This is a genomic window from Xanthomonas sp. NCPPB 3959 (genome assembly GCF_056675575.1).
The window spans coordinates 675,559-688,244 of sequence record NZ_JBWWVR010000001.1; the positions used below are offsets into that span (position 1 = coordinate 675,559).

The following is a 12,686-nucleotide window of genomic DNA, read 5'->3' on the forward strand; positions in this document are numbered from 1 at the left end:
ACCATCGCGGGACACGCCGCAAGTACGTCCTTGTAGCGTCATCGGCACGTTGGTTCGCGCCTGATCTGCAGATTTGCTGCAGGGCCCTTGCCCGCCCACCATCGCGGGACACGCCGCAAGTACGTCCGTGTAGGCTCTTACGCGGCATCCATGCCGCGTAAGGTCCCGCGACGGTGGGCGGGCAAGGACCAGTCGAGATGGTCGGTGTGCATGTTTTCAAGCGGCAGCAAACTGTCTGGTGCGGTGTCCTCGCCGATTGCGGGACCGTGTGGCGGCATGGATGCCGCCACCGAGCCTACAGGGACGTACTTGCGGCGTGTCACGCGAGCGTTGAGAGCATCGCGCCCTCGACCAACCGACCAACACGGCCTGGGACCATCCAGATAGCGCCAAAGGCGGCTGACAGAAATGATTGCGCGACAGCCGGACGGACGCGGCTGGTGCCGGGAATCGGCACGCACCACGCGTCCAGTCCGGTTCTTCCACAGCTTCCACAAACGCTTGGCGATCGCCAAGCTGTGTTCGCTGCGTCGGGCGGCCGCGACATTGCGCGGCCGCTGCCGCACTCACAGCGCCATCAATGCACGTCCTTCCAATATTCCTTCTTGAGCAGATAGGCGATGAAGGTCAGCAGGGCCAGAAACAGAATCACCCACACGCCCATGCTTTGCCGCTTCAGCGCCGCCGGCTCGCCCGCGTATTCCAGGAAGTTGGAGATATCGCGCACGGTCTGATCGAACTCGACTGGTGTCTGGCGTCCAGCTTGACCGAGCTTGAGCGCCTGCACCGGCTTGTCGCCGGTGGCCTTGTCCGGCGGCCCGTACTGCGCCTGCTGCAGGCCTTGTAGTTCCCACAGCGGGTTGGGCATGGACGCGTTCGGGAACAACTGGTTGTTCCAGCCCAATGGACGGGTCTGATCCAGATAGAACGACTTGAGGTAGGTATAGACCCAGTCGGTGCCGCGCACGCGGGCGATCAGGGTCAGATCCGGCGGCGCCTTGCCGAACCATTTGGTCGCTGCATCGTGCGGCATGGTGCCTTCGATGTGCTCGCCGATCTTGGCGCCGGTGAAGTTGAGGTTGGCCATGACCTCCGCTTCGCTCAAGCCCAGATCGCTGGCCATGCGCGAATAGCGCAGGTATTTCAGCGAGTGGCAGCCCGAACAATAGTTCATGAACAACTGCGCGCCACGTTGCAGCGAGGCACGATCGCTCAGATCGTTTCCGGCCTGCTGTACTGCGCCGCCTTCGGCCGCCATCGCGCCGCCGGCAACCACCAAGCCGCATAGCAGCGCGACCATGCGTGACTTCCATGACTTCACGATGTGCTTAGTCATGCGTGGTCACCCGCTCCGGTACCGGTTTGGTCTTATCTATCCGTGTCCACACAGGCATGGTGATGAAGAAGGCGAAATACAGGAAGGTCAGCACCCGCCCGACATAGGTCTCGTGTGCGTCGGTGCCAGGCCCGGAGCCGATTACGCCCAGCCATACGAAGCACACCACCAGCACGCCGAGCGCGACCTTGGAGATCCAGCCGCGGTAACGGATTGAGCGGACCTTGGCGCGATCCAGCCATGGCACCAGAAACAGGATCGCGATCGCCGAGAACATCACGACCACGCCGCCGAGCTTGTTGGGCACCACCCGCAACATCGCGTAATACGGCGTGTAGTACCAAACGGGTTTGATGTGCTCCGGGGTCACCAGCCGGTTGGCCTCGGTAAAGTTGTCGTGCTCCAGGAACAGACCGCCGAAGGCCGGCGCGAAGAAAATGATGAAGGCTGCGATCAACAGCAGGAAACCGACACCGACCAGATCCTTGACCGTGTAATACGGATGGAACGGGATACCGTCGGCCGGCTTGTGTGCATCCCAGCGATTGCCCTTGGGACCTTTCTTGATGTCGACGCCATCGGGATTGTTGGAGCCCACTTCATGCAGCGCGCCCAGATGCAGAACGATCAGCAGCAACAGCACCAACGGCAATGCGATGACGTGCAACGCAAAGAAGCGGTTGAGCGTGGCATCGCCGGGCAGATAGTCGCCCATGATCCATTCGGTCAAGCCATTGCCGATCACCGGAATGGCGCCGAACAAGGAGATGATCACCTTCGCGCCCCAGAACGACATCTGCCCCCAGGGCAGCACATAGCCCATGAAGGCTTCGGCCATCAGCACCAGATAGATCAGCATGCCGAGGATCCACACCAGCTCGCGCGGCTTCTGGTAGCTGCCGTACATCAGCCCGCGGAACATGTGCAGATACACCACGATGAAGAACAGCGAGGCGCCGGTGCTGTGCATGTAGCGGATCAGCCAGCCCCACTCCACATCGCGCATGATGTATTCGATCGAAGCGAACGCATCGGCGGCGCTGGTCTTGTAGTGCATCGTCAGGAAGATGCCGGTGACGATCTGGTTGACCAGCACCACCATCGCCAGCGAGCCGAAGTAGTACCAGATGTTGAAGTTTTTCGGCGCGTAGTACTCGCTGACATGCTTGCGATAGACCGGCATCAAGCCGGGCGCGCGCTCGTTGACCCACTCGAACACGCCGTTCGCGGTACGGACAAGAATATTGCTCATCAGGCAGCCCCCGTGCTTTTGGCCGACGTACCGGCGCCATCCGGATCGACACCGATGACCAGCGTGTTGTCGTCCACGTAGTGGTGTGGGGGCACCAGCAGGTTGATCGGTGCCGGCACGCCGTCGAAGACGCGGCCGGACATGTCGAAGCGCGATTTATGGCAGGGGCAGAAGTAGCCGCCCTTCCATTGCGGGTCGTAGGGCTCGGGCCGGATCTCGGCAACCATCTCCGGCGAACACCCAAGATGCGTGCACAGGCCCACCAATACCGAGATATCGGACTTGATCGAGCGGTACTCGGGATTCTTCAGCACGTAGTCCGGCTGCTGGTCCTTGTTCTCGGACTTGGGGTCCTTGAGCCGGTCGTCCAGCGAGGGCAGTGCGTCGAGCATCGCCTTGGAGCGCTTGACGATCCAGATCGGCTGACCGCGCCACTCCAGAACCAGCCGTTGCCCTTCCTGCAAGGCGCTGATGTCGGCAGTCACCGGTGCGCCGGCCAACTTGGCGCGTGCACTGGGATTCCACGACTTCACGAACGGAACTGCAACAAATCCTGCTCCGACCGCACCGACCACGGAGGTTGTCGCGGTCAAAAACCGACGACGCCCGAGATCAGCAGGTGCGTTAACCCCATCGTTGGCCATCCGGCTCTCCGATCTTGATTAGGTAGCGTGAGGCTGCCAACGGCTGGCGGGGGGTCCAGCCGCGATGAATCGACCGCAGTGTAGCGGAACGCTTAATGCACAGACAATGCAATGTACGCAGTCGGAGCTGCGCTGTGCAAACGCTGTGTGCAGGTGCGTGTCGATAACGCACGCAGCTCAGTTGGCTGCCGTGGTCTGCCCGCGATAGCGACCGGCCAGCAGGCCGACGCGTTGTACATAGCGCTGGGTCTCGCTGTAAGGCGGCACGCCGCCATAGCGATCCACCGCGCCCTCGCCCGCGTTGTAGCCGGCAGCGGCAAGCGTGAGATCGCCGTTGAAGCGTTTCAACAACCAGGACAGATACTGCACGCCGCCGCGAATATTTTGCGATGCATCATAGGCATCGCTGACGCCGAAGCGGCGCGCGGTTCCGGGCATCAGCTGCATCAACCCTTGCGCGCCGGCACGACTGAGCGCCAGCGGGTTGTAAGCCGACTCGGCATGGATGATCGCACGCACGATCGCTTCTTCGACCCCGAACTCACGTGCCGCCGCAGTGATTTCCTGCTGGTAGGCATTGGTGTTGAGCCGGATCGCACCAAAGTTGACGCCGGGCTTGGCGCCGCAGGCGTAGCAGGTCTCGATAAAGCTGTAGTGGATGGTGCGCAGGCCTTCGATGCTGGCGACCTGGCGCGGGCGTGCGCTGGTGTAGTGGCGCACGCCATCCTTCATATAGGAATAGACCTGCCCGCTGACCACCCGACGCGGATTGACCGCCGTTGCGGCGGCAGGCGCCTGCACGATGGACGTCTCCGACACCGGCAGCGCGCGCGGCACTACCGCTGAAGCGACCTCGGCAGCGCGACGTGGCGCTTGGCTGACCGGCTGGCTGACCGGCTGGCTGACCGGCTGGCTGATGATCGTGGCCGGCGCGCCGCTGTCGATATTGGCGATGCTGCGCGCAGGGGCGGCAATCGAGCCTGGCGTCGCGCGCACCGAAGACGGCGGTGAGCGGCCGGTAGAGCGATCCGGGGTATAGCTGCTGATGACGCTGCAGGCGGCGCCGCTCTGGCGCTTGCTCAAATAACTGGTGATGCCGTCGCCGCTGACGCACTTGTACAAGGTGCCGGCGCTGGCCGGCGCCGCCGACAACGTGACAAGTAACAGCCCCAGCACTCTTGACATCCCCTTCATGTGGCGGAGTGTCCCAGCTTGCCCTGGGCTTGCCAAGTGTCGGCCGGCGTTACCGGGGTAGCTGGTCCAGTTGCGCGCGCAACGCGTTCAGGGCCTGGGTCAGCGGTTCACGCACATCGGCAGGAGAGATCGCCTCGAACGGCAGTTCGAGCAGCAGCAGATTGGCCGCCAGGGCCGGCATGCTCGGGGCGCCCAGACCAAGCCAGCAATGTTCTGGCCCGTCGGCTTTCAGCGCACCCAGCCAGGGCGGAATGCAGGCGGCGAGTGCGTCCAGCGTGCCTTGCAGGCGTACCCGCGCCCGGCATGGGAATGGCGACTCGCCGATCGCCTTGCGCAACAACTGCAGCGGTTCTTCCGGCAGCGCGCGGGCGGCGAACTGCGCGCCGGTCGCGACGGCCTGATCGATACGGTCGGCACGCAGGGTGCGCCAGTCCTGGCGCTCGCAGTCCCAGACCAGCAAGTACCAGCGCCGCCCGTAATTCACCAGCAACGCCGGCTCGACGCAGCGGGTGATCGGCGCGCCAGAGTGGCGGCGATAGTCCAGCCGCAAGGTAATGCGGTCGCGGCAGGCACTGGCCAGTTGCGCCAGCAGTGCCGCGTCTACCAACGCGCTGGCGTCCATGATCGGCAGACTGGCCATGGCCGCATGCGCGGCGCTGGCGCGCTGGCCACTGCGTCGCGGCAACAGCGGATCGAGCTTGGCCAGCACCCGCGCCGCTGCCGCGTCCATGTCGCGGATCGTCGGCGCGGCCGCGCGCAAGGCGATCGCCACGGTGAGCGCTTCGTCTTCTTCGAACAACAGCGGCAAGGCGGCTGCGCCCTGCCCCAGCCGGTAGCCGCCACCGGTTCCGGGCGCGGCCTGTATCGGGTAGCCGAGCTCGCGCAGGCGGTCGATATCGCGCCGCACGCTGCGCGGATGAATTTCCAGGCGCTCAGCCAGGGCCACGCCGGACCAGCTCCGGCCGCCTTGCAGCAGAGAAAGCAGACGCAACAGGCGGGCAGCGGTCGAGGCCATCGCCTCACCGTATTGCGGACAGAAAGTGTCCGCAATAGCTGTATAGGATTGCGTCATCACGTGTCGCTGCACCAATGCCCGCTACTTGCACTCTTCTCCTGGCCACCAAGGACTCGCAATGCCCGACGACCGCCACATCACACTTTTCCACAATCCCCGCTCGCGCTCGCGCGGTGTGCTGGTCTTGCTGGAAGAGCTCGGCGCCAGCTACAGCCTTCAGATCCTCAATCTGGAAAAAGGCGAACAGCTCGCACCGAATTATCTGGCGATCAACCCGATGGGCAAGATCCCGGCGATCCGGCACGGCGACAGCGTGGTCACCGAACAGGGCGCGATCTATCAGTACCTGGCCGAGCTGTATCCGGAAGCCGGCCTGTCGCCGGCACCGGGCGATGCCGATCGCGGCGCATATCTGCGCTGGCTGGCCTTCTACGGTTCGGCGTTCGAGCCGGCGATCATCGACCGCGCGATGAAGCGCGACGCCCCGCCGCGCGCGATCTCGCCGTACGCCGACTGCGACACAGTGCTGCAGGTGGTCGATGCGCAGCTGGCCAAGGACGACTATCTGTTGGGCGATCGTTGCAGCGCGGCCGATGTGCTGTGGGGCGGCGCACTCGGCTGGATGGTCGATTTCGGCCTGGTCGACCCGCCCGCATCCACCCGCGCCTACATTGCACGCATGGCCGACCGGCCGGCATTCGGCCGCGCCGAGGCGATCAATGCCAGGCCCTGAGCATCCGGACGCAGCCGGCGCAAGCGGGTAAACTACGCGGCTATCTTCTACCCGCCTGGAATAAGCGCCATGCCCGGGACATCCGTTTCCGATCTGTCCGCGGCCACCGCCGTGGACGCACCCGCCCTGTTGCCGCTGCCCGTGGCACGCCCGGCAGCGCCCGCCGTGGTGCGCGGCAAGCTGTACATCAAGACCCACGGGTGCCAGATGAACGAGTACGACTCGGCCAAGATGGCCGACGTACTCGCCGCCTCCGAAGGCCTGGAGCTGACCGACAACCCCGAAGACGCCGACGTGGTGCTGGTCAATACCTGCTCCATCCGCGAGAAGGCGCAGGAAAAGGTGTTCAGCCAACTGGGCCGCTGGCGCTTGCTCAAGGAAAGCAGGCACAAGGCCGGCGGCACGCCTGTGATCATCGGTGTTGGCGGCTGCGTGGCTTCGCAGGAAGGTGAAGCCATCGTCAAGCGCGCGCCCTATGTTGACCTGGTGTTCGGCCCGCAGACGCTGCATCGCCTGCCCGAGCTGATCCGCGCGCGGCGCGAATCGGGCAAGTCGCAGGTGGACATCAGCTTCCCGGAAATCGAGAAGTTCGACCGCCTGCCCGAGCCGCGTGCCGATGGCCCGTCGGCGTTCGTGTCGATCATGGAAGGCTGCTCCAAATACTGCTCGTTCTGCGTGGTGCCCTACACGCGTGGCGAAGAAGTCAGCCGGCCGTTCGAAGACGTGCTGGTGGAAGTGGCGCAACTGGCCGCGCAAGGCGTGCGCGAGATCAATCTGCTCGGCCAGAACGTCAACGCGTATCGCGGTGCGTATGGCGCCGACGCGGGAGACGCCGCGCAGTACGCGGATCTGGGCTTACTGATCCGCACCATCGCGCAGATCGACGGCATCGGCCGCATCCGTTTCACCACCTCGCATCCCTTGGAATTTTCCGATTCGCTGGTGGATGCGTATCGCGACGTGCCGCAGCTGGCCAACTATCTGCACTTGCCGGTGCAGGCCGGCAGCGACCGGATTCTGTCGGCGATGAAGCGCGGCTACACCGCGCTGGAATTCAAATCCAAGATCCGCAAGTTGCGCGCGGTGCGCCCGGATATTTCGATCAGCTCGGATTTCATCGTCGGCTTCCCCGGCGAGACCGAAGCGGATTTCGAAAAGACCATGAAGTTGATCGAGGACGTCGGCTTCGACCAGAGCTTTTCCTTCATCTATTCGCGTCGTCCTGGAACGCCGGCCTCGGATCTGCAGGACGACACGCCCGACGCCGTCAAACAGGCGCGCCTGGCACGCTTGCAGGCGCAGATCAATGCGCATGCCACCAGTATTTCGCAATCCATGGTGGGCAGCGTGCAGCGGGTGTTGGTGGAAGGTCCCTCGCGGCGCGATCCCAACGAATTGACCGGCAAGAGCGAGAACATGCGCCCGGTGAATTTCCCCGGCAATGCGCGCCTGATCGGGCAATTCGTCGATGTGCTGATCACCGAAGCGATGAGCAATTCGCTGCGTGGTCGTATCCACCTGGATGAAAGCGCACGCTGATGCAGCGCAGGCGCCGGATTGCTCGGCGCCATGTTGAAGCCATTGTGTGCAGCACGCGCTGCCGGCGATCCCTACAACCTGCGCCAGCCACGCTCATGCGGCTCACCTGAGCTGTCTCTTTGCAGTCGCAGACAACGACAAGCATCGACATGATCCGTCGCGTCGCTCGCTGCGCGCACTGGTGGCGAAAAATTCGCCACCCGTCCACAACGTCTTGCTACGCAAGGCCTGGCCACACTTACCCACAGGCTTTACCGAATTCGATCCACATCGGTTGTGGACAAGCGCACGCGCACTGGTGATTTTTTCACCACCACCCTGCCGGGCCTTACGCCAGTAAGCGTCACCAATTCTATCCACAGGTTGTGGAGGCGTGACTCCACAGCGCTTGTGGAGAACTCGAACGCGCAGGCGGGCACGCGCATGGTCACGCCGCCGTGCCGCCGGGCGTGTTGGTGGGATCACACGCTGCGCGCTACCCTTTTCGCCCCGCCCTACCGACGCCGCACGCATGCGCTGTCCGAGCCGACCATGAACTCATCTGCACACCGCGACTTCACCCTGGAACCCGACGACACCGAGCGCCTGGCCAATCTGGCCGGCCCGTTCGACGCGCACTTGCGCCAGATCGAACTCAAGCTCGGCGTGGAGATCGCCAACCGCGGCAACATCTTCCGTGTCACCGGCCCGGAGCCGGCCATCACCGCCGCGCAGACGCTGCTGATCGCGTTGTACGAAGAGGCCGCCTCCACCCTTTTCGACAACCATGCGATCCATCTGCGCCTGAACGATGCCAATGTCGAACACGTGGTCGAGCGTTCCTACGAAGCCCAGGACGTGGCGATCAAGGTCAAGCGCGGCACCGTGCGTGGACGCGGCGCCAATCAGGCCAAGTATCTGCATGCGATCGCCACCCACGACATCAACTTCGGCATCGGCCCGGCCGGTACCGGCAAGACCTTCCTGGCGGTCGCCTGCGCCGTGGAAGCCTTGAACGAATCGCGCGTGCAGCGACTGATTCTAGTGCGCCCGGCAGTGGAAGCCGGCGAAAAACTGGGCTTTCTGCCGGGCGATCTGAGCCAGAAGGTAGACCCGTACCTGCGCCCGCTGTACGACGCGCTGTACGAAATGCTGGGCGTGGAAAAAGTGGTCAAGCTGTTGGAGCGCAACGTTATCGAGATCGCGCCGCTGGCTTACATGCGCGGCCGCACGCTCAACGATGCCTACGTGATTCTCGACGAAGCGCAGAACACCACCATCGAGCAGATGAAGATGTTCCTGACCCGCCTGGGCTTCGGCTCCACGGCAGTGATCACCGGCGACCTGACCCAGGTCGACCTGCCCAAACACGTCAAATCCGGCCTGCGCGACGCGGTGGAAGTGCTGCGCGATGTGGACGGCGCCAGCTTCACCTTTTTCGAAGCACGCGACGTGGTGCGCCACCCGCTGGTGCAGCGCATCGTGACTGCGTATGAACGCCGCGATCAGCAGGACGCTGCCAAGAGCGAGACGGAGTGATGCAGCACCGTGCCGGCCCTGTGCCGGCAGGCAGGTCGTTCGCGGGAGCCGCAGACCGCGACAATCCGGCGTCGTTTCAACCGTGAATGTCCGGGATTACAATCGTGGCTGCAGCCGTGGCCCGCTCGCTCATGCGAGTGACGGCATTGCCGGTGGGCCCGCAATGAAGTCGCCGATCACTTGCTACCACTGAATCCCTCTTGCCCAGGAAACTCTCGCCATGACCCGTGGACCCGTCCGCCTCGACGTCGCTGTCAGTTACGCGCTGCCGCGCGCCGGTTTGCCCTCGGCGGTGAGTTTTCGCAAGTGGGTGGCCGCCGCGCTGAAAGGACGTATTCGCGAGGCCGATCTGGCGGTGCGCATTGTCGATGAGAAGGAAGGCTGCTCGCTCAACCATCATTACCGCGGCAAGGATTACGCGACCAATGTGCTGAGTTTTCCGGCCGAGTTGCCCGAAGGCCTGCCCAAGGGCATCAAGATGCCGCTGCTCGGCGATCTTGTCATCTGTGCGCCGGTGGTGGCGCGCGAGGCGGCCGAACAAGGCAAATCGCTGGCCTCGCATTACGCGCATCTGACCGTGCATGGCACCTTGCATCTGCTCGGCTGGGACCACGAAGACGACAAGGAGGCCGATGCGATGGAACAACTCGAACGCGAGATCCTGGCCGATCTAGGTATCGACGACCCGTACGCGGGGGAACTTTGATGCGTGCCGGCGTCGCAGCTGTTTTGCTGTTGCTGACCTCCTCCACCGCCTGGGCCCAGGCCGCGCCGGTGCGGCTCGACCTGTCCGCGTTGATCGAATGCCGCCAGCGCATCGGCGACTTCAACGCGTTGGCGCCGGTACTGGCCGACCCGCTCAAGGCGGTCGCGCTGGGCTGGACGCCGCTGGAGCAGGCCAACCTGTTCATGACCGAATACACGCTCAACACGCCGATTACCGTATTCGGTCACAGCACCACCCACATCGCGTTTTCCGGCGCCAGCATCATGGCGTTGCTGGACCTGCCCGACCCGCGCCCGCTGGCCAAGCAGTTGAACCTGGAACTGGGTGTGGATAACGCCGACAAGATCATGTATGGCCGCGAGCTGGTCAGCGAAGACACCACCAATCCGAAGACCGGCGAGGCGATGATCGAATCGGTGGTGCTCAGCGTCTCCAACGTGAAATCCCACCCCGGCAAGACCGTGGTCGGCTGCGGTTACAGCCTGGATCTGCCCTGACAGCGGGCGCCCCTGCGCCCTGTCCACAGCGCCTTAGCGGCTTCCTGTTAGACTGACCGCTATCGCCTGGTTTGCCGGGTGCCGTCCCCCGTCACGATGTCTGAAGACGACAGTAGCCAATCCCAAGAAACACCCGAAAAACGCCGTAGCTGGCTCGAGCGCCTGAGCGCTGCCTTCTCTGGCGAACCCCACACCCGCGACGAACTGGTCGCGCTGCTGAGGACCGCCGAGCAAGACGGTCTCATCGCCGCAGACACCTTACGCATGATGGAAGGCGCGATCTCCGTGTCCGAGCTCACCGTGGGCGACGTGATGATTTCGCGCTCGCAAATGGTCTCGCTCCCCGTAGAGGCGCGCTTTCTCGATCTGATGCAGCAGGTGGTCGAATCCGGCCATTCGCGCTTCCCGGTGCACGGCGAGAACAAGGACGAAGTGCTCGGCATTCTGCTGGCCAAGGATTTGTTGCGCGGCGTGGTCGCCGACAACGGCCCTGGCAACGTGCGCGAGCTGCTGCGCCCGGCGGTGCTGATCCCGGAGTCGAAGAAGCTCAACGTGCTGCTCAAGGAATTCCGCCTGTCGCGCAACCATATGGCGATCGTGGTGGACGAGTACGGCGGCGTCGCCGGGCTCGTCACCATCGAAGACGTGCTGGAGCAGATCGTCGGCCAGATCGACGACGAGCACGACGATGCCGAAGAAGAGAATTCGCTGATCGCGATCCAGGCCGATGGCCGCTACGTGGTCGATGCACTGACGCCGATCGAAGACTTCAACGAACGCTTCGGTGCCGACTTCCCTGATGACGAGTACGACACCGTCGGTGGCCTGGTCACCGATGCGATCGGCCATCTGCCGGAAACCGGTGAAGAGCTGACCCTGGGGCGCTTTGCATTCCGCGTGGCCAAAGCCGATGCGCGGCGCGTGCACGCCTTCCACGTCACCATATTGCCGCCCGACCCGCAGGACGACGCTTGAACCCGTCGCATGGCATTTCCGCTGCAGCGTTGAGTCGCCGCAGCGTTCGGCGATGGGCTGCGTTCTGCATCCTGGCGTTGTTGGCGTTGCTGATCGCACCGGTGGCAGTCGCTCAGGCGCCCGTCGAAACGACCGGGCCGGCACCGCGCGTTGGCGTGGTCACCATGCAGCCCGGCGAAGTGTTTTTCGAACGCTTCGGCCACGATGCCATCGTGGTCGTGGACCCGGTCACGCAGCAGGCCACTTCGTACAACTTCGGCTTTTTCGACCCGAGCGAGCCGGACTTCGTTCCGCGTTTTACCCGCGGCGAGATGATGTATTACCTGGTGGCACTGCCACTGGAAGAAGACCTGTCGCAGTACCGTAACGTCGGCCGCGGGGTCAGTATCCAGTGGCTGGATCTGCCGCCGGAACAGGCGCGTGCACTGGCCGACGGGCTGGCCGTGCGCAGCCAGCCCGAGAACGCGCGCTATCACTACGATTATTTCGTGGCCAACTGCGCCACGATGGTCCGCGACACGCTGGACCGTGCAATGGGCGGCGCGCTGAAATCGCAGCTGGCAGGTCGTTCGCGCGGCAACACCTTCCGCAGCGAAGCGGTGCGCCTGGCCTCCCCTGCCCCGTGGATGTGGCTGGGCTTCGACCTGGGCCTGGGGCCGTACGCAGATCGCCCGCTGTCGCGCTGGGAAGAAGCCTTCGTGCCGATGCGTCTGGCCGATAGCCTCACCCAGGTGCACAACAGCGCGGGGCGGCCGTTGGTGCAATCCAACCAGGTCTTGCTGCCGCATCGCATCGCACCGGAGCCAGACGAACAGCAACGGCACTGGTGGCCGTGGCTGCTGACGGGTCTGATCGTGGCTGCCGGTGTGTTGGCACTCGGTCGCAGGCAGCGGCTGTTGGCCGCGCTTGCGCTGCCGTACTGGCTGCTGTGTGCGATCGGCGGCGGCCTGCTGGTGTATCTCTGGGGCTTCACGGCGCATCAATCGGCCTGGGCCAACCGCAACCTGCTGCTGGTCAACCCGCTGTGCGCGCTGCTGCTGATCGGTGGCATCGCAGTGCTGCGCGGGCGCCAACCCGGACGCTGGTTCGACGTGCTGCGCTGGGTGGTTGCCGCCGCGGCATTGTTGGCCTTGCTGATTCATTGGCTCTCGTTCCAGGCGCAGGACAACCTGCAATGGGTGTTGCTGCTGTTGCCGATCCACGCTGCGCTCGCGATCGCCCTACGGCGACGTGACTTGTCCATCCGCACGCGCTGA

12 protein-coding genes are annotated in these 12,686 nt (G+C 64.1%); 7 read left to right on the plus strand and 5 right to left on the minus strand.

Features of this window, described 5'->3' with window-relative positions:
- Window positions 1–577: 577 nt before the first annotated feature.
- The 5 genes from AC1KVG_RS02715 to AC1KVG_RS02735 all read right to left on the minus strand — a co-directional run bounded on the left by AC1KVG_RS02715 (window position 578) and on the right by AC1KVG_RS02735 (window position 5,441).
- Complete coding sequence (locus tag AC1KVG_RS02715) at window positions 578–1,336, minus strand: cytochrome c1 (RefSeq protein ID WP_181110687.1); 759 nt, start codon at window positions 1,334–1,336, stop codon at window positions 578–580.
- Window positions 1,329–2,588 (minus strand): cytochrome b, encoded by a 1,260-nt coding sequence (locus AC1KVG_RS02720; protein WP_006449543.1) that lies wholly within the window; start codon window positions 2,586–2,588, stop codon window positions 1,329–1,331. The genes AC1KVG_RS02715 and AC1KVG_RS02720 overlap by 8 nt, the downstream gene beginning before the upstream one ends.
- Window positions 2,588–3,232, minus strand: a complete 645-nt coding sequence (gene petA, locus AC1KVG_RS02725; protein WP_043907856.1) for a ubiquinol-cytochrome c reductase iron-sulfur subunit — start codon at window positions 3,230–3,232, stop codon at window positions 2,588–2,590. Before petA ends, AC1KVG_RS02720 begins: the two co-directional genes overlap by 1 nt.
- Window positions 3,233–3,409: 177 nt before the next feature.
- Complete coding sequence (locus AC1KVG_RS02730) at window positions 3,410–4,426, minus strand: lytic transglycosylase domain-containing protein (RefSeq protein ID WP_481093403.1); 1,017 nt, start codon at window positions 4,424–4,426, stop codon at window positions 3,410–3,412.
- A 49-nt stretch (window positions 4,427–4,475) separates the two neighbouring features.
- Window positions 4,476–5,441 (minus strand): helix-turn-helix transcriptional regulator, encoded by a 966-nt coding sequence (locus AC1KVG_RS02735; protein WP_481093404.1) that lies wholly within the window; start codon window positions 5,439–5,441, stop codon window positions 4,476–4,478.
- A gap of 118 nt (window positions 5,442–5,559) precedes the next feature.
- Between AC1KVG_RS02735 and AC1KVG_RS02740 the strand changes: the two genes are divergently transcribed.
- The 7 genes from AC1KVG_RS02740 to AC1KVG_RS02770 all read left to right on the plus strand — a co-directional run bounded on the left by AC1KVG_RS02740 (window position 5,560) and on the right by AC1KVG_RS02770 (window position 12,686).
- A complete protein-coding gene (locus AC1KVG_RS02740; RefSeq protein WP_481093405.1) occupies window positions 5,560–6,174 on the plus strand; it encodes a glutathione S-transferase family protein in 615 nt (204 codons plus the stop codon).
- Between the two features lie 69 nt (window positions 6,175–6,243).
- Window positions 6,244–7,713 (plus strand): tRNA (N6-isopentenyl adenosine(37)-C2)-methylthiotransferase MiaB, encoded by a 1,470-nt coding sequence (gene miaB / locus AC1KVG_RS02745; RefSeq protein WP_115040210.1) that lies wholly within the window; start codon window positions 6,244–6,246, stop codon window positions 7,711–7,713.
- Window positions 7,714–8,244: 531 nt separating this feature from the next.
- Window positions 8,245–9,231, plus strand: coding sequence for a PhoH family protein (locus tag AC1KVG_RS02750; RefSeq protein WP_481093406.1), 987 nt, complete (start codon window positions 8,245–8,247; stop codon window positions 9,229–9,231).
- A gap of 220 nt (window positions 9,232–9,451) precedes the next feature.
- The gene (gene ybeY / locus AC1KVG_RS02755) at window positions 9,452–9,937 is read left to right on the plus strand and encodes an rRNA maturation RNase YbeY (RefSeq protein ID WP_481093407.1); all 486 of its coding nucleotides are present in this window, start codon (window positions 9,452–9,454) and stop codon (window positions 9,935–9,937) included.
- Window positions 9,937–10,455, plus strand: coding sequence for a hypothetical protein (locus tag AC1KVG_RS02760; RefSeq protein ID WP_481093408.1), 519 nt, complete (start codon window positions 9,937–9,939; stop codon window positions 10,453–10,455). Before ybeY ends, AC1KVG_RS02760 begins: the two co-directional genes overlap by 1 nt.
- Window positions 10,456–10,551: 96 nt before the next feature.
- Complete coding sequence (locus AC1KVG_RS02765) at window positions 10,552–11,430, plus strand: HlyC/CorC family transporter (protein WP_104550075.1); 879 nt, start codon at window positions 10,552–10,554, stop codon at window positions 11,428–11,430.
- Window positions 11,427–12,686, plus strand: coding sequence for a lipoprotein N-acyltransferase Lnb domain-containing protein (locus AC1KVG_RS02770; protein ID WP_481093409.1), 1,260 nt, complete (start codon window positions 11,427–11,429; stop codon window positions 12,684–12,686). Before AC1KVG_RS02765 ends, AC1KVG_RS02770 begins: the two co-directional genes overlap by 4 nt.